At 48.7% G+C, this 17,308-nt stretch carries 13 protein-coding genes, 1 rRNA gene and 2 riboswitches; all 14 genes read right to left on the bottom strand.

Going from position 1 to position 17,308, the window contains the following annotated elements:
• Positions 1-109, bottom strand: a 16S ribosomal RNA gene (locus MUN34_RS12600); the annotation flags it as partial.
• A 327-nt stretch (positions 110-436) separates the two neighbouring features.
• Positions 437-1,348: a proline dehydrogenase family protein gene (locus MUN34_RS12595; RefSeq protein WP_247857970.1), complete on the bottom strand. Its 912-nt coding sequence runs from the start codon at positions 1,346-1,348 to the stop codon at positions 437-439.
• Between the two features lie 91 nt (positions 1,349-1,439).
• Complete coding sequence (locus MUN34_RS12590; protein WP_026829315.1) at positions 1,440-2,744, bottom strand: NCS2 family permease; 1,305 nt, start codon at positions 2,742-2,744, stop codon at positions 1,440-1,442.
• A 133-nt stretch (positions 2,745-2,877) separates the two neighbouring features.
• Positions 2,878-2,979: riboswitch (purine riboswitch) on the bottom strand.
• 121 nt (positions 2,980-3,100) lie between these two features.
• Positions 3,101-4,114 carry an acyltransferase family protein gene (locus MUN34_RS12585; protein ID WP_247857969.1) on the bottom strand — a complete coding sequence of 338 codons (1,014 nt, stop codon included), beginning with the start codon at positions 4,112-4,114 and terminating at the stop codon, positions 3,101-3,103.
• A 219-nt stretch (positions 4,115-4,333) separates the two neighbouring features.
• The gene (locus MUN34_RS12580; protein WP_247857968.1) at positions 4,334-4,870 is read right to left on the bottom strand and encodes a hypothetical protein; all 537 of its coding nucleotides are present in this window, start codon (positions 4,868-4,870) and stop codon (positions 4,334-4,336) included.
• A 280-nt stretch (positions 4,871-5,150) separates the two neighbouring features.
• The gene (gene guaA / locus MUN34_RS12575; protein WP_034770322.1) at positions 5,151-6,671 is read right to left on the bottom strand and encodes a glutamine-hydrolyzing GMP synthase; all 1,521 of its coding nucleotides are present in this window, start codon (positions 6,669-6,671) and stop codon (positions 5,151-5,153) included.
• 129 nt (positions 6,672-6,800) lie between these two features.
• Positions 6,801-6,902: riboswitch (purine riboswitch) on the bottom strand.
• A 37-nt stretch (positions 6,903-6,939) separates the two neighbouring features.
• Positions 6,940-9,012, bottom strand: coding sequence for a transglutaminase TgpA family protein (locus tag MUN34_RS12570; protein ID WP_247857967.1), 2,073 nt, complete (start codon positions 9,010-9,012; stop codon positions 6,940-6,942).
• Entirely contained in the window at positions 9,009-10,091 is a 1,083-nt protein-coding gene (locus MUN34_RS12565; RefSeq protein ID WP_026829319.1) for a DUF58 domain-containing protein, read from the bottom strand. Before MUN34_RS12565 ends, MUN34_RS12570 begins: the two co-directional genes overlap by 4 nt.
• Positions 10,088-11,044, bottom strand: a complete 957-nt coding sequence (locus MUN34_RS12560) for an AAA family ATPase (protein ID WP_026829320.1) — start codon at positions 11,042-11,044, stop codon at positions 10,088-10,090. Before MUN34_RS12560 ends, MUN34_RS12565 begins: the two co-directional genes overlap by 4 nt.
• A gap of 369 nt (positions 11,045-11,413) precedes the next feature.
• Complete coding sequence (locus MUN34_RS12555; protein ID WP_026829321.1) at positions 11,414-12,430, bottom strand: ABC transporter permease; 1,017 nt, start codon at positions 12,428-12,430, stop codon at positions 11,414-11,416.
• The gene (locus MUN34_RS12550; RefSeq protein WP_247857966.1) at positions 12,423-13,946 is read right to left on the bottom strand and encodes a sugar ABC transporter ATP-binding protein; all 1,524 of its coding nucleotides are present in this window, start codon (positions 13,944-13,946) and stop codon (positions 12,423-12,425) included. Before MUN34_RS12550 ends, MUN34_RS12555 begins: the two co-directional genes overlap by 8 nt.
• A complete protein-coding gene (locus MUN34_RS12545; RefSeq protein ID WP_247857965.1) occupies positions 13,943-15,025 on the bottom strand; it encodes a sugar ABC transporter substrate-binding protein in 1,083 nt (360 codons plus the stop codon). Before MUN34_RS12545 ends, MUN34_RS12550 begins: the two co-directional genes overlap by 4 nt.
• A gap of 19 nt (positions 15,026-15,044) precedes the next feature.
• Positions 15,045-16,091, bottom strand: a complete 1,047-nt coding sequence (mtnA, locus tag MUN34_RS12540) for an S-methyl-5-thioribose-1-phosphate isomerase (RefSeq protein ID WP_247857964.1) — start codon at positions 16,089-16,091, stop codon at positions 15,045-15,047.
• Complete coding sequence (mtnK, locus tag MUN34_RS12535; RefSeq protein ID WP_247857963.1) at positions 16,088-17,257, bottom strand: S-methyl-5-thioribose kinase; 1,170 nt, start codon at positions 17,255-17,257, stop codon at positions 16,088-16,090. The genes mtnA and mtnK overlap by 4 nt, the downstream gene beginning before the upstream one ends.
• Positions 17,258-17,308 lie beyond the last annotated feature (51 nt).

Here is a 17,308-nt window from a genome sequence, read left to right as displayed (position 1 = left end):
ATTCCCTTCACTTCCCTCCGAAGAGTTCCGTGAGCTTCCTGCGCTCGACTTGCATGTATTAGGCACGCCGCCAGCGTTCGTCCTGAGCCAGGATCAAACTCTCCATAAAGTGTTTGACTTGCTCGTTGTTGTGACCGGAGTCACGTTGACGAAGCTTGCGCTTCATTCATTGTTTGTATCCGAAGATACGTTTTTTGCCTCATCGTTCAGTTTTCAAAGTTCGTCATTTCTTTTGCGTCGTGTTAGCGACTTCAATAGATTAACAGGTTCTTTCGATTATGTCAACCATGTTTTAGAAAAGATTTTTCAGCCCCAACAAACCGTTTATAAAAGGCGTCTCGCTGGAACATTTATTAATATACCAACAAAATTCGACAAACACAAGCATTATTTCAAAAAAACTTTACAAAGGATTTAAAAACCCTTTGTAAAGCCTTTAGAGTCTTAACATACTGATTGCGGTAAAGACGATGTTTGCCGGCCGTTCCGCCAAACGTTTCATCAAATACGTATACCAATCAACGCCATGCGGGACATAGATCACGACACGGTATCCTTCATCTACTAATTCCTTTTGCCGGTTCGGCCGCATCCCTTGAAGCATCTGAAATTCAAATTGTTCGGGTCCGATTCCCTGTCGATGCACAAAACGAATGATTTCTTGAATCATGTCTTCGTCATGTGTCGCCACCTGCGTATAACACCCTTGCAACAGGTTTTGTTTGACCAGCTGTAAATATGTCATATCAACGGTTTCTTTTCGTTCAATATAAATATCTTTTGGACCGGTATACGCCCCCTTGACGACACGAACGGTGGATTGCAAGCGTTCGAGATCAAAACGCGTTCGGTATAAATTGGCTTGCAACGCGATTCCGACATTTGAGAACCGATGCCGCAACTGTTCAAAAACTTGGATGATCGTCTCACAAACGGCCTCTTCTTCCATATTAACCGTCACACGCATATCAAAACGTTCTGCCGTTTCTAAAATTCGGGTCATTTGTGTTACCGCGATTCGTGGATCGAGTCGTAAGCCGACTGATGTGAGTTTCAGTGAGACTTGAGCATTCAGTCCCTCCTCTGAAATCCGATGGATGACTTTAATGCATTCATTGGCGATTGCTGCCGCATCATGTTCCGATTCAATGAATTCACCTAGACAGTCAATTGTCACTGCCCGCCCGTCTCGATTTAATGTTTGAACGGTTTCAACTGTTTCGTCCAATGTCTGCCCGCCAACAAAAAATGTTCCACCTAAAGGCAAACCGACTTTTCGCGCCACCTGAATCAACCGTTTGTCTTCCGCCAAGTATTCAAAGACGGGACCTGTAATCTTTTCAATCATCGAAACACCTCCTCTTACTCCTCTTTCCCTCCCCCACAAAAAAAACGCCTTTCTTCTATATAGAAGAAAGACGTCATTACAACACGAAAACTTAGTGTAACCAGATGAAGTAAGCAAGGAATCCGAGTGACATCGCGTACATGATCGGATGGACTTCCTTCGCACGACCTTTTGCGATCATCGTGATTGGATAGAACAAGAATCCGAAGGCAATACCGGTTGCGATTGAGTACGTGAGCGGCATCATGATGACCGTCAAGAAGGCCGGAACCGCATATTCGAACTTCTTCCAATCAATCTGGAGAAGAGATGAAGCCATCAATACACCAACGATGATTAATGCCGGTGCTGTTACCGGTGCTGTAATAATCGCGAGGAGTGGCGAGAAGAACAATGCAAGTCCGAAGAATAAACCGGTTACGATCGCCGTCATTCCTGAACGACCGCCTGCTGCGACACCCGCACTTGATTCAATGTAAGAGACCGTAGTCGACGTTCCGAGAATTGAACCGGCGACCGTTGCTGTTGAATCTGCAATCAAGGCGCGACCGGCACGCGGGACTTTATTTTCTTTAATCAATCCTGCTTGGTTTGCGACCGCAACAAGTGTTCCGGCTGTATCGAAGAAATCAACGAAGAAGAATGTCAGGATGACGACTGCCATCTGGACTGTGAAGATTTCATTAAAGTGTAAGAATGCTTGACCGAATGTCGGTGCGATGCTTGGTGGTGCTGAAACGATTTCACCGAGACTTGATGGGACCGGAATTAAACCAAAGATCATACCGGCAATGGCTGTGATGATCATTCCGAAGAAGATGGCCCCTTTAATTCCACGTGTCATTAAGATGGCTGAGATGACTAAACCGAAGACAGCAAGTAATGTCGTTCCCTGCCCTAAGTTACCGAGTGACACGAGTGTTGCTTCGTTGGCGACAACGATACCACCTGTTTTCAAACCGATGAAAGCAATGAATAAACCGATTCCGGCAGCTACTGCCATTTTAAGCGGTTCCGGAATCGCATTGATGATTGTTTCCCGAATACCAGACGCTGTTAACACCATGAAGACCAGACCGGATACTAAAACACCGGATAAAGCCGTTTGCCACGGGATACCCATTCCGATGACGACGCTGTAAGCGAAGAACGCATTCAGTCCCATGCCGGGTGCTAAAGCGATTGGGTAATTGGCGAGTAAGCCCATCGTGACCGAACCGATGATGGCAACGAGTGCCGTGGCACCGAAGACCGCTCCCGCATCCATTCCCGCTTCTGCGAGTGTGTTCGGATTGACGAACAAGATGTAGGCCATCGCGAAGAACGTCGTCATACCGGCGATGAACTCTGTCCGCATATTCGTACCGAGTCCATTAAAATCGAAGTAACGCGCAATCGCATTCTCCTTTTGTTTCGATTGTTGCGGTTTCATCTGTGTGCTCATGATTGCCCTCTTTCCAAATAAGCCGTCTCAAGAAACGAAAAAACGGCAGTTACCTAAGCGGTAAAAGCCGTTTCTTTAAGCGCACACCAGAATCAGTGCACGCCGTAGTAGGAACCTTTAAGGTGTTCCTGTAGAGACTTCCGGGCCATATCCCCAGAATTATACGGCATTATTTTTTGTTTTTTTTAGTGGATGATTAAAATAAGAACAGACACATCGTAGCACGCTCTAAATCACCGGTCAACCATAAAAGCGAAATTTAGTCGTTCAAATAATCCGAACGTTCGGTTTTGGAAGCGTTTTTTCGATCAACTGACTTTCCCTAAGCTTTTCTGATTACGCTTATCGTTCTTTAAAATGAGCGGCGATAGCTGAAAGCGTACCGGTACTCTTCCTAAGACTATTACAAGAACTATCGCCAAAATCGGAAGGAGCAGTACTTTCCCTACGGTAAGCTCATTGAAATACGAAACGGCAACGAGTCCTTTGACGATGAATCCGTGAAGAATGTAGATGGTCAGCGTCTTTGTTCCAAGGCGAGAAAATATGAACGGCTTTCTCGGCAACAATGTAAAGAATGCCATGATCATCAGACACTGAATCAGATACAGAACAAGTCGCACGATTAATCCGATTTCGTTTAATCCGATCTTCGAATACGAATTTGCTCCACTCAGCAGATCAAACTGAAAAAGATTCGGCCAGATCCACATGATCAAAGCACCAGCCAGCATGACTGCTAAAGCCATTCCACGAGGGAACACCTGATAGATGATCCATCCACGACTCTTAAAGTAATAGCCGAGCACAAAAAATGGAAAGAAGACTAAAATGCGCGATAAGCTCCATGCCCAGCCGATTTGATCGATGTAGCCGGCTCCCAAGGCCACCAGCATACTAACCAATAAAACGTGTCCGATTCCCATCTTGACACATCGTCCCAGCCAAAGAGCCGCCGGCAGCATGAGACTCCAGACAAACATCGCAAACAGATACCAGTAAATATAAGCCGGTTGTACCGTCAAGAATTGATATTGGTCAATTCCGATCCCTTTCATAAACGCTACAAATACCAGTTGTATCATAATGAATAACACGAGATAGTCCAAAAAGAGTTTCAGCCCGGTTTTAAGAGTCCATTTTCCCTTTGTAAAATAACCCGATATGAAAATGAAAGCTGGCATATGGAACAAATAAATAAAATTAAATGTACTTTCCATTCCTGAACTTTTTGAAATAAAGGGCTCGATTATATGACCGAGGACTACTAAAAAAATCAATACTAATTTGGCATGATCGTAAACCCGATCGCGTCCGTTCATTACCTTCCTCCAACTCCTCTTTTCATCTGTTGATTGATATCTCTCTTTTTGATATCTCTCTTTTTAAGTTACTAAAGTCTACATTTAAACACACGTTTTTTTGAAGAAAAGAAACAGAAATGTTGTAGACGCATCACGCGAAAAAGAAAGCAGCTCACAGTCGCTCTTCAGATTGGAAACAAATTTTTAATTCGTATGGAGCTTGTTCCTTATTGAAAGTTAACGTTGACGGAGTACTTCTTTAAAGTATTCTGCCAATAAGCCTTCTCCTTTAAATCGATCTTCTAAAACAGTTTGCACCTGTTGAATTATCTTTTTATGTTTGTCATAAGTATTCGAGAAGGATCCTAAATATGAATAAGTATATATAGGTTCACCCGGGCATAGTTCAGAAGCACGTTTTAACATGGAGATACCTTTTTCTTCCCACTGTTCATAGTCGCCAAAGTAATCGGGAAACATTGAAATCATATAACCAAAACACCAGAGAAAATCCTCATTCGTCATAAAATGGATTAAGCCGAAATGTGTAACTTCCTCCAGTAACGTCTCTAATTCATCCATATCTACATCTGCATCTGTAATTCCTAGCGGTCCTTGTTCGACTACGACATACCAACAAAAAAATCCCAGTCGAATCACAGTTTTTAAGTCTGTTGGATTTTGCCGCCAAGAGTTTAGTAGATATGCTTTTGCTTCATTCCATTTCTCCTGTTTCTCTAATGTGTCGACTTCAGTCCATGTCCAATCAATCATAATTGCACCTACCCACTCCGTTTAATTATTCACTTCATATTATAGCAAGCGCCGGATGCAATCTCGATCTACTTGAGTTTGCGAGATCAGTTTAAAGTCGTCCAACAGCTCCATAATTCCGATAAAAAAAGCCCTCTTTCATCCACAAATCATGTGAACAAAAGAGAGCTTCATTTTTAAATATAATTGTTGAAGGTGAAACAGACTTCATTTCACCTATCCCCTTTAAAACGTTGGTACGACAGGCTTCACGAGACGAATCAACTCAACAAATCAGTACTTATTCCCACTCAATCGTTGAAGGTGGTTTCGACGTCACATCGTACAGGACGCGGTTAACGTTCTGAACTTCGTTGACGATCCGGACTGAAATCTTCTCGAGCACGTCCCACGGGATGCGTGCCCAGTCCGACGTCATGCCGTCAATCGACGTTACAGCACGGATTCCGACTGCATAGTCGTATGTCCGCTCATCACCCATGACACCAACTGAACGAAGCGGTGGCAAGACCGTGAAGTACTGCCAAATCTCGCGTTCAAGACCGGCTTTTTTAATCTCATCGCGGAGGATGAAATCTGATTCACGGACGATTTCGAGTTTCTCGTCTGTGATTTCACCGAGGACACGGATGCCGAGACCTGGCCCTGGGAAAGGTTGACGCCAAACGATTTCGTCAGACAAACCAAGTTCTTTTCCGAGTGCACGGACTTCATCCTTGAACAACGTGTTGATTGGTTCAATCAACTTGAACTGCATGTCTTCCGGCAATCCACCGACATTGTGGTGTGATTTAATCGTTTGGGCTGTATCCGTTCCACTTTCGATGATATCCGTGTAGAGCGTTCCTTGTGCAAGGAAGTCCATATCCGTCAATTTCGACGCTTCTTCGTCGAAGACGTAAACGAATTCGTTTCCGATGATTTTACGTTTTTGCTCAGGATCCGAGATCCCTTTTAACTTGTTCAAGAAGCGGTCTTGCGCGTCAATCTTGATGACGTTCATGTGGAAGTGATCCGCAAATGTCTTCATGACACTTTCGGCTTCCCCTTTACGCAAGAGACCGTGGTCGACGAACATACATGTCAATTGGTCACCGATTGCCGCGTGAATGAGTGCTGCGACGACTGACGAGTCGACGCCGCCTGAAAGAGCACAAAGGACCTTTTTATCGCCGACTTCTTCTTTAATTTTTGCGATTTCGACTTCGATGAAGTTCCCCATCGACCAGTCGCCTGTACACTGACAGACTTCGAACAAGAAGTTTTTCAACAATTCTTTTCCGAACATCGTGTGGTTAACTTCCGGGTGATACTGGACGCCGTACATCTTCAGTTCTTCGTTTTTGATTGAAGCAATTGGGCACGAGACGTTTGTTCCATCGACGACGAAACCGTTTGGTACCGATGTGACGAGGTCACTGTGGCTCATCCAAACCGTTTGTTCGAGTGGGAGGTTCGCATACATAGGTGATGGATCATTGAGTGTCAATGTCGCTTTTCCGTACTCACGGTGTCCGGCACGTTCGACCGTTCCACCAAAGTGTTGCGACATCAATTGCATACCGTAACAGATTCCGAAAATCGGAATGCCGAGGTCAAAGATTTCCGGGTCACAGCGGTACGCGTCTTCTGCGTAGACACTACGTGGTCCACCAGAGAAGATAATACCGGCTGGTGCGATGTCTTTTACTTCCGCTGCAGTGATCTTATGCGAATGCAGTTCACTGTAAACTCCGAGATCACGAATACGGCGTGTGATCAATTGATTGTACTGACCTCCAAAGTCGAGGACGAGGATCATTTCTTGGTCCAAATGTGCTTCCAAATCTATTCCCGCCTTTCCAATTTCATGCGTAACCCGATGAAAAAAGCCCACTCTTCCCCCATAGATAAATGGAAAAAGAGCAGGCCGCTTCACAAAAAAGTGTATACGAAGGGTCTGCTCCTTCATAGTCAGGTCGTTTAAGGTGACCCGGTAGAGACTCTCACGCCATATTCGCGAGTATATACAAAGGAGATGCATGTATGATTTACGTTGTTCCTATTGTAACTGTATCAATTCGAAAATATCAACCCTCTATCCGTCGAATGATATTTTCGAAATATTCACGTTTTTTATCAGCGGATAACGATTCGCCTCCGTAGACCATCCGTTCGTAGGCATCGGTCAACGGACGCATCGCATACGTTTCGTAATATCCGTCGACCTCATGCGCAAGTTCCGTCAGTGTGCGGCCGTCCTTGTAGTGGAATCCTTGTTTATCAAGGCGGCGCAATAAGAAACGGTACATCCGCTTGAATCCTTCCGGACGATGAAGCTGGTTGCGGAAGAATAAAACCGCTGCCGTCCGGATCAATGGTTTTCGGAAGAGATAGAGGAACAGCACTCCAACAATCAGACCGACAACCGGCCAAATCGGGAACGACTGTTGCTCGGTTTGCGCCGCTGTCGTCGTTTGTTCTTCATCGAGCAGATTTTCCTGCGGACGGTTCGGTGTTGCCGTTTCGGTATCCGTCTCCGTATCCCGCTGCGGATTGGCTTGTTCGGTTTCATTGTTCGTTTCCTGATCGATTGTATATTGCCCGGCTCCGTCAAAACTGACGGTCGGCTCAAGCGGTACCCAACCCGGTCCTTCGATATACACTTCGACCCACGAGTGAGCATTTTTATTGCGGACCGTATAACTCGTCACGGCTGCCCCGATGACATCGGAGTCGCCGCCCGTAAATCCTTTTACCCAACGGGCCGGCAGACCGGCAGCACGTAACAACACGGTTGCGGATGTCGAGAAATTATCACAGTAACCGAGTTTCGTCTCAAATAAAAATTGATCGACATAATCTTGATTTTCTTCCGGTACAGCGACTTCTTCCGTATTGTATTCAAAGTTTTCCTGTTCAAAATAACTTTCGATTGCCTTCGCTTTATCCCACGGACTGTCTTCATCCGCGACAATCTCTTCCGCGAGATCACGGACACGGTTCGGTAACGTATCCGGTAACTGTAAATACCGGTCCTGCTCCATCTCGGACAATGTGATCGGCTCATCCGTCTGAAGCAATTCTTCCGTAAACAACGGATACGTATATTGAATCTGATAATTTTGCTGACGCTCCGCGTCATCCAGGTACGAGACCTTTTGATTTTCCGGATCAATCAACAGATTTTGCCGTTGCTTGTCTACACTCAAACGGACGTTGTCCCCGTTATACGGCACAAACGGCAGCTCCCGTGACAGTTCAAATGTCGCCCGTTCTTCCCGTGTCTTGACATCATCTCCGAAGTGCGAGAAAAATCCCCGCGAATCGATTTCGGGTTCTGATTTCGACAGGACCCAGCCTTTGCCGGTATAGACGTCTTTTGTCTCGACACGCCAGTAACGGCTGCCTTCACTTTCGACCTGAAAGACTTCCCGATCGTCCATCTGGAACGGACCGCCCAACTGTTCGTCGTTGTTGCCGTAGCCGACTTTTTGAATCCGGCTCGACGATGTGCCCTCACTCTCGAAACCATCGGTCCAGTCATACCAGCTGTCCTGCCATGTCGCCGTGATGACCGGACTCTGAAATGCGGCAACCACTGTCGCTCCGATAATCAGCAACGCACTGAGTGGACGGACATAGGATGCTGTCGGCCGTTCACTGACTTCTGTCGCATATAACAAAAACAGCGCCAGGACGATCGGATAGATGATGAACTGTTCCCCTGAGTAATCCGTCCACGTGTCGCAGTAGGCAATGAAGCCGATGACACCGAGGGCCAGACCGAAGACAAAGCCGCGGTTTGGAAACGTCCGCCGTGCCAAATAGCCGATCAAGAAACTGATCAGTCCAATCGAGAAGGCAAATGCCGGACGTCCCGGTAATTCCCCGTTGATGACACGCTTGATGTCGCCCGCGATTTCACGGAACAGATTCCACGGTGCTTCTCCTGGAATCAAAATAAAGTAAAACGACACGAGCAGGGCGAGCAGGCTGCCGAGTAAAAACCAGCTGCGCCGCAGATGCGACAGCAGTAATGGTGTCAACAGGAGCGGCAAAAACGGAATGACACTCTCAAACGTCGTCAGTTCGAGTAACGGCGGCATGAAGCTCGCAAACAGCAATCCGGCGAGCAGGTTCCAAATCAATCGTCGCATCATCCGGTCGTCCTCCTCTCTGGTGTATAGACATGAACGCTTGCTTCCTGCCGGACTTTCGAAATCCACATCTCATTGTTGGATTCGAGATCCGGTGTGATGAACAGGACGTTTCCGTTCAGCCGTAACGCTTTGGAAGAGTATTCCCACGATTCGATGAATGACCGGGTCCGGCTCGGTTGCGCCGTCATCAGGTAGTGGGTCAATTTTGCGCCTTCGAGCGGCAACGACAAGGACTGGACCCCGTGCCCGACAAGGTGAATCCGGTAGTTCAGATGGCGTTTATTCAGTTGATCCGTCGCGGCGGCCAGCATGGAAATACTTTTCTCGAAGTTCTCATCACTGACCGTTCCTTCGTCAAATACGATCGTCGTCTCGCGCTCCTGTTCCCGTTCAAACGTTTTCGTCATCAATCCTTGCCGTTTCGCGGTCGCTTTCCAGTCGATCTGGTTCATCCGGTCCCCACTGACGTATTCACGGACACCGACGACCGTAAAGGACGATTGCCGGAGATCAAGGGAGACGGGAGAAATCCCGCCGTCGCCACGGTCATCCTCGTGTGGCAGTTGAACCGCTAACCGGGCCGGTTCAACGGCGAGATATGTTTCGACCGGATAAAGTTTTTTCCGCATGAACAAGCCGAACGGATCGCGTATTTCCAGCACACATCCGGGAATTTGATACAGTCCACGGCGGATCGAAGGAATCAAATAGTCGATGTGTTCGACTTTGCGGTAATGCGCCCGCAGCGGATGCCGGATGTTCAGCGGTTCTTCGCTAAGTGCTGCCGGAACGGCTTCCGTCACGTCAACGGCACCGACGAGGAACGGATATTTCCGTCGTACTTGAAGCGACACCGGAATGTCGGTTCCGGCAATCAGCATTTTATTGGAGACTTCCCGCGTCGCAATCGCTTGTGTGACAGGCCAGATCAAAAACAGTGTCCAGTACACGGTCAATCCTGCCATGACATAAACCAGCAGCGATGCGACGTTCCCGCCGTCAATCCGGGCATATACCCATAAAGCTGTGAGTGTGATCAGCAAGACGGCGTAACGCCAACCGATTTGCCATCTTGTCATAAGGACTCCACGTCTTGCTGGATCGGTACGGCGACTTCTTTTTTCACTTGTTCGAGAACTCGTTCTGCCGTCTGTCCGTGATAGCGCGCGTCCGCTGTTAAAATTAGCCGGTGCGAGAGCACGGGTGTCAACAGTTCTTTGACGTCATCCGGTAAGACGAATGACCGCCCTTCCATGTACGCCCAGGCTTGCGCCACTTTCATCAGGGCAATCGAAGACCGCGGACTGGCTCCGAGATAAAGTGATGCATGTGTCCGTGTCGCCTGGACCAGATGGACGATATATTTTTTCACCGGTTGCGAGACATGAACGTCTTTCACCGCCTCTTTCATCCGTAACAATTCGTCACGTGTGATGACGGACTCGAGCGTCTCAATCGGTTCATCCCGTTCGAACCGCGTCAATAGCTTCATTTCTTGTTGAAAGTCGGGATATCCCATCTTGACCTTAATCAAAAACCGGTCGAGTTGGGCTTCCGGAAGCGGATACGTTCCTTCGTGTTCAATCGGATTTTGAGTTGCCATGACAAAAAAGGGATTAGGAAGCGTGTGAATTTCTCCATCCACCGTTACATTTGCTTCCGCCATCCCTTCGAGTAATGCTGATTGTGTTTTCGGTGAGGTCCGGTTGATTTCATCTGCCAGGACGATATTTCCCATCAAAGGACCCGGCCGGTATTCAAACTGACCCGTCTTTTGGTTATACATCGAAACCCCCGTCAAATCGGACGGCAGCAGATCAGGTGTGAATTGTACACGTTTAAATGTCAAACCAATCGAACGGCTGAAAGCCCGAACGAGCATCGTCTTCCCGACACCCGGTACGTCTTCGAGTAACACGTGACCTCCGGCAAGTAATGCTGCTAAAGATTGTGTAATCACATTTTCTTTTCCGATGATTACTTTTTCTACGTTGTCGATGATCGCTTGAATCTCCTTCGTATATGTTCGCATCGTCTGGCCCCTTGCTGTTTAGTAGTTGAATTTTCTGACTCTTTATATCTTCTCATATCTGTCGATGCTTTTAAAGGCATAGGGATAGTTGAATACGCACAAAAGGGGGCGCCGCTGTTCGCGACTCCCCCTTCCTGCTTTCAGGAACGATCACATATCGTAAACCGTTCTTGAGCCGTGCAATCTGCACGTAAAACACGAATCACTTCGTGTCTATTGTCATGTTGCGTCCGTCAAGTCCGGTGATCCTCTTCTTCTCGAAGCGACATGCGATCGTTCCCTATACATTGATAATCATTCATGTGCATCACCATCCTTTCATATACTGAATATTACCGATTCTATTCGAAGTTAAACCTCTTTTTTTAATTATTTTTTGAAACGGTAATAGGTCGAAGCCAAGGCAAGCGCCAAAACGGCACCTTTGATGATGTTAAGTGAATAATACGGTACCGATAACATGACGAGCCCGTTCTCAAGAATTCCGACGAGACAAGCACCAACCAGTGTCCCGAGCGCATTCGGCTTGCCTTGTCCGGCAAATGAAGAACCGATGAAGGCCGCTGCGACGGCCGGCATCAAATAACCGGATCCGGCATTGATTTGGGAGGAGCCGACTTGCGATGCCAGCAAGATTCCGCCGACAGCCGCCAGTAATCCGGCAATCAAATAAGCAACTGCCCGGTACCGGTTAACCCGAATCCCGGTCAGATGAGCCGCTTCCGGATTTCCGCCGATGATGTATAGAAAACGTCCATGCCGTGTGTGGTTCAAAAAGACATGCGTCACGGCGACGACGACGAGCATGATCAGAATAATCCACGGTGCTTGACTGATGGTCAGAAACGATTCCGGAATCATGCCGACCGTCGGTGTACCGTCGAGACGGGGCATCCCGGCACTGATTGACCCGCCACCGGTATAGGTCATCGCGACGCCTTCAAAAATGAACATCGTCGCAAGTGTGGCGAACAAATCGGGAATCTTGAACTGGACGATCAACAAAATATTAACGAGTGCGACCGCCAAGGCAATCAAGAGGGCCAGACCAATCGAGACGCCAAGCGGCAGACTGTACCACACAAAAAAAGATACGACGAGTGAACTGGCGAAGGTCGCAGTCGAGCCGACGGACAAGTCAAACCCGTTGACCGTCAACGAAACCGTTAACCCGATGGCGATGATCGTGACAATCGAGATACTTCGTAAAATGTTGACGAGGTTCGTCCCTTGTAAAAAATTCGGTGCCGTCATGGCAAAGAACAGAATAAGTGCGAGAATCGCGAGGACGATGCCCCAGTCATTCAAGAAACGCAACACCGGTTTTCCCGGTGCGGTTCGTGGTGTGTCCGGCTTTGCCGTCGGTTCGTGCAATACGTCATTCATTCTGTCGTCCTCCTGTTGCATACCACAATAATTGTTCTTCGGTCGTTTCCGCAGTGGTCGTCTCAAACACGATTTCCCCGTCATACATGACATAAATCCGGTCGGTTACAGCTAGCAGTTCATCCAGTTCACTCGACGCATAAATGACGGCTTTTTGTTCTGCAGCCAACCGGTCAATCACTTGGAAGATTTCCGCTTTCGCTCCGACATCGACACCTTTTGTCGGTTCATCCAACACTAAAACGGACGCGTCTGCAAGCAACCATTTTCCGATGGCGACTTTTTGTTGGTTGCCGCCCGATAAGTCGGCGGCACGTTGCTCGGTACTGCTGACTTTAATCGACAGTTGCTGAACGATTTTTTTTGTTGCGGTCCGCTCTTTCATCTTTTGTACGAACCCGAACCGGTTGACGAATTGTTTGAGACTGGCTGCCGTCATGTTCTGATCAATCGGATCCGAAACTAAAATCCCTTCTTTCCGCCGTTCTTCCGGCACAAGTCCAATACCAAGCCGGACCGCATCATACGGCGAACGGACGCGGCGTGTTTCTCCGTGCAGACGAATCGATCCCGAAGTAACAGGAAGCGACCCGAAAATCGTTTTACACAATTCCGTCTTGCCAGCACCAACGAGTCCGGCAATGCCGATTACTTCTCCGGCACGGACCGTTAAGGAGACCTGGTTGAGGTGCCCGGTGACCGTGATCCGGTCGAGCTCAAGTGAGGCTACGCCTGCCGGACGCGTCTGTCGTTTCGATTGCCGCAGACGCCAACCAAGCATCTGTTCGACGACGGTTTCTTTTGTTTGTCCGGCAAGAAGCTGCCGTGAGACCAGTTTCCCGTCACGCATGACGGAAATGGATTCACAAATCTCAAATAGTTCCTGCAGGCGGTGGGAAATGAAGATGACGCCCAGTTGTTCCGTCTCTGCCAGCTCACGAATGATGCGAAACAGTTGCTCCGTTTCCCGTCCGCTGAGCGGGGCAGTCGGCTCATCTAAAATCAGGAACCGACTCTCCTGCACCAAAGCGCGGGCAATCAAAACCAGTTGTTTTTCGGCCAGTCGCAGCTCACTGACCCGCTGCCTGACATCGATCGACGCCTTCAGTTTCCGTAAAGCACGCTCGGCTATTTCCTCGTATCGTTGCCGTCTGATGAACCCTTTCAGCTGTCCGCTCGTCAGAACATCGAGACAGATATTCTCGGCGACGGTCAAATAACCGACCAGTGCCGTATCGACTTCCTGATAGACGATTTCAATCCCGGCCCGTTTCGCGGCACCCGGTGAATCAATCGTCAGCGGCAGACCGTCAAACCAAATCGTTCCATCATATGAATCGTACGCCCCGGCCAACACTTTCATCAGCGTAGATTTACCGGCTCCGTTCGCTCCGACAAGCGCATGGATTTCCCCGCGGCGCACGGAAAAATCAACATCATCCAGCGCCTTGACGCCGGGAAATTCGATTGAAATCCCCTTCATCTCCAGTCGTTGTTCATTCACCGGACGGGTCATTTCCCGTCATTCGCTTTCCGCAGTTTTTCCATCCACGGTTCATTGAATTTTTCGGATGTACTCCAGCCTTTGATGATCGTATCGAGATTGTACATCGTCGTGTCGGCTTTCAACGCTTTTTGCTCGACCAGTTTGGCGTCCAGGTCAAAACTGTCCGGTGTTGTTTCGCCGGCGAGCTTTTTCGCAAGCAGACGCATGTCCGTCTGCCCGATCAAATGCGGATCGACGGCACTCGTCGACACCCAATTACTGCCCTTCTCACGCATCAGATTGATGTCCTGATTCGAGACATCGATTGAAATAAGCGGAATTTCCTGTCGTTTGTTGTCTTTTAAGGATTTATACGCCCCTTTGGCGACTTCATCCCAGGCACCCCAGACGGCATCAATGCTTCCTTTCGGATACTTGGCGAGAATTGCGTTCATCTTCGTCGCGATATCGCCTTGGACATCCTGGAAGTTCGTCGGTCCGACTGTCTCGAGCGTCTTGATTTTCCCGTCTGCTTCATACGTCTTGTAGATTTCCTGACGGCGGTCAAGCGGTGCAAAACCCGGACCGAACCACAGTTTGATGACTCGGACCGGCTTGTCATCCTTCACTTTCGTCACTTCATCCAGCGAAAGCTGTGCCAACTTGTGATCATCCTGGAATGTTTCCGTGATGCCTTTTAACGTTTGGTCTTTTTTCTTCGTCACCGTATCGAATGTGACGATCTTAATTCCTTTGTCAATCGCCGGCTTGATCATGTCGTAGGCATAATCCTCTTTTCCGTGCGAGATGATCAATCCGTCATAATCCTGCTGAACGGCTTGCGCGACGAGTTCCTTGAATTTGACGTCATTGCCTTCCGAAATGAACGTGTTGACCTGAAAACCAAGTGCTTCCCCTTCCGACCGGGCTCCGTCCAAAAACTGTTTCGTATGATCGTCGGATGCCAAATTGCGGATGACGGCAATCTTGACGTCACCCTGGACGCCTTCCGGTACACCACTGATTTTTTTCGCCGGTGTCGCTTCGCTATTGGCGCAAGCAGCCAGCAAGACCGCTGGTGCAAGTACCGCAAATGCTAATTTTTTCATCTCGATCTCCCCTGTCTGTTTAACGTATCTGTTGTCCGATTGTCTGCCCGATCGTCTCAACGGATGGATGTTCGATGACCCCGAGTTCCGTAATGATTGCCGTGATTAATTCGTGCGGTGTCACGTCAAACGCCGGATTAAAAACCGCCACTCCGGCTGGCGCCGTCACTTTTCCGGCCAGTTGCGTCACTTCACGGGCATCGCGTTCTTCAATCTCAATCTCGTCTCCCGATAAGCTCGTAAAATCAAAGGTCGAAAGTGGTGCGGCGACATAAAACGGAATCCCGAAAGTACGGGCCAGTAACGCCAGTTGGAACGTGCCGATTTTGTTCGCTGTATCGCCGTTTCGGGTAATCCGGTCGGCACCAACGATGATGGCAGTTATGTTCTTTTCCTTGATCGTATGCGCGACCATGTTGTCCGTAATCAACGTCACGTCAATTCCGGCCCGTTGCAGTTCCCACGTCGTCAGACGCGCTCCCTGCAGTAACGGACGGGTTTCCGATGCATAAACGGCGAGCGGAATCCCCTGTTCTTTCGCGAGATAAAACGGAGCGAGTGCCGTCCCGTAAGCCGCTGTCGCAATCGATCCGGCATTACAAATCGTCAGAATCCGGTCACCGGACTGGAACAATTCCAGCGCATGAATACCGATTTGCCGGGATGTCTTGGCATCCGCCTCATAAAGCGCCAGTGCTTTTTGTTCCAACCGTTTTGGCAACTCGGCAAGCGTCGTGCTCGAGACGATCAGCTGATTCAGCTCATCTAGCACATTCCGCAGATTGACGGCGGTCGGTCGGGTCGCGAGTAGTTGTGCCGATACCGTCAACAAGTCTTGTTTCGCTTCAGGAAGCGACCCTGTCGTCCGAAATGCTTCCTGTACAAGGATGAAGCCGCCGAACAGGCTGATCGCCGGTGCACCACGGACTCGCAATTGTTTGATCGCGTCAATCGCTTGCGCTAAATCATGAATGATTTCATACCGTTCTTCTTCCGGGAGCCGGGTCTGATCCAAGATCGTCACCGTCCCATTTTCATAGATGATGCTTTGGACGAATTGGCTCATCGGCTGAGTTCCTCCGTCAAATCAAAGTTCCGTAAATCAGTGAACGTCTTGCATTCAGTCCGGCGTTTAATCAATGCCACTCCAAGGCGTAACGCATGGCGTTTCCGCTCGAGTCGTTCCCCCGCGTCCGTGATGTTCTCGAGGTCGGCGACCGGTGCTAGTCCGATCGTTCGGCGGATCAATTCACATCCGGCAAAGCCAAGTGCGTCCTGTAAAATCGTGCTGAGGACATCGTCAACAAGCCCGTCCGCTGAACGGAACGGCTCCACCGCTTCCCGCTCCCACAATGCTTTGAACGTCGACGCAAAGGTCAGCCAAAATGTATCGATATCTTTCACCCGTCCATCCCGTAACTCGGCATAGTTCGGATACGCGGCAAAGCAGAGATGGGCGATGAATTGTCCGACATCAAAACCAAACGGTCCGTAAAAGGCAAACTCGGGATCGATGACTTTTGTTTCATCGGCTGAAGCAAAAATACTTCCGGTATGTAAGTCCCCGTGTAATAACGCGTCGCCCTTCGTGATGAACAGGGCTTCGAGTTTCGCGACTTCGCGTTTCAGCGCTGCATCCTGCCACAACTGAGCCACTTCCGATTCCAGCCCGTCTTCAACCGCATTCGTTTCCGCGTCATAAAACGGATCTGTAAAGATTAATTTTTCCGTGATATCACAGAGATCCGGATTGTAGTAGTTCCGCGCCACTTGTTTTTTTGCGACCGGTCCAAGTGCAAAATCCGACGTGTAAAACAGTGTTCGCGCCAAGTAAGAGCCGATATGTTCCGCAAGCAACGGATACTTCTCCCCTTCGAGCAAGCCGGTCCGGACAATCGTCAAGTGAGACAAATCCTCCATCACCGTAAATGCCTCTTCCTTACTCGCATGGTAGACGTGCGGGACGAACGGAACGGCGACTTTTGCAAATTCTTTTAAGGCGGACTGTTCAATCCAGGCCCGTTCAAGCGATAACGGCCAACTTTCGCCGACGACTTTCGCATACGGTAAAGCCTGTTTTAAAATCAATCGCTGATTCCCCGATTGAATCCGAAAGACAAGGTTTAAGTTCCCGTCCCCGATTTCCTCTGCCGTCACCGGTCCTTTGCCGATCAATCCGAGTGTCTGGACCCGTTCAATCGCGTCCTGTACTGTAAATGCTTGGTATCCCATTATGGTTTCCTCCTTGTTGATCACACGAAAAAACGCCTCTTTTCGTCAAAG

Source organism: Exiguobacterium sp. 17-1, assembly GCF_023096305.1.
Lineage (GTDB): Bacteria > Bacillota > Bacilli > Exiguobacteriales > Exiguobacteriaceae > Exiguobacterium_A > Exiguobacterium_A sibiricum_A.
Note: the sequence above shows the minus strand (reverse complement) of the source record. Positions and strands in the feature narration are given on the sequence as shown.

Bases quoted from the DNA above. Each gene is read 5' to 3' on its own strand.
- MUN34_RS12565 (WP_026829319.1), bottom strand. From the start codon at position 10,091: ATGACAAGATGGCAAATCGGTTGGCGTTACGCCGTCTTGCTGATCACA.
- MUN34_RS12570 (WP_247857967.1), bottom strand. From the start codon at position 9,012: ATGATGCGACGATTGATTTGGAACCTGCTCGCCGGATTGCTGTTTGCG.
- mtnK (WP_247857963.1), bottom strand. From the start codon at position 17,257: ATGGGATACCAAGCATTTACAGTACAGGACGCGATTGAACGGGTCCAG.
- MUN34_RS12550 (WP_247857966.1), bottom strand. From the start codon at position 13,946: ATGACCCGTCCGGTGAATGAACAACGACTGGAGATGAAGGGGATTTCA.
- mtnA (WP_247857964.1), bottom strand. From the start codon at position 16,091: ATGAGCCAATTCGTCCAAAGCATCATCTATGAAAATGGGACGGTGACG.
- MUN34_RS12545 (WP_247857965.1), bottom strand. From the start codon at position 15,025: ATGAAAAAATTAGCATTTGCGGTACTTGCACCAGCGGTCTTGCTGGCT.
- MUN34_RS12555 (WP_026829321.1), bottom strand. From the start codon at position 12,430: ATGAATGACGTATTGCACGAACCGACGGCAAAGCCGGACACACCACGA.
- MUN34_RS12580 (WP_247857968.1), bottom strand. From the start codon at position 4,870: ATGATTGATTGGACATGGACTGAAGTCGACACATTAGAGAAACAGGAG.
- MUN34_RS12595 (WP_247857970.1), bottom strand. From the start codon at position 1,348: ATGATTGAAAAGATTACAGGTCCCGTCTTTGAATACTTGGCGGAAGAC.
- MUN34_RS12585 (WP_247857969.1), bottom strand. From the start codon at position 4,114: ATGAACGGACGCGATCGGGTTTACGATCATGCCAAATTAGTATTGATT.
- MUN34_RS12560 (WP_026829320.1), bottom strand. From the start codon at position 11,044: ATGCGAACATATACGAAGGAGATTCAAGCGATCATCGACAACGTAGAA.
- guaA (WP_034770322.1), bottom strand. From the start codon at position 6,671: ATGATCCTCGTCCTCGACTTTGGAGGTCAGTACAATCAATTGATCACA.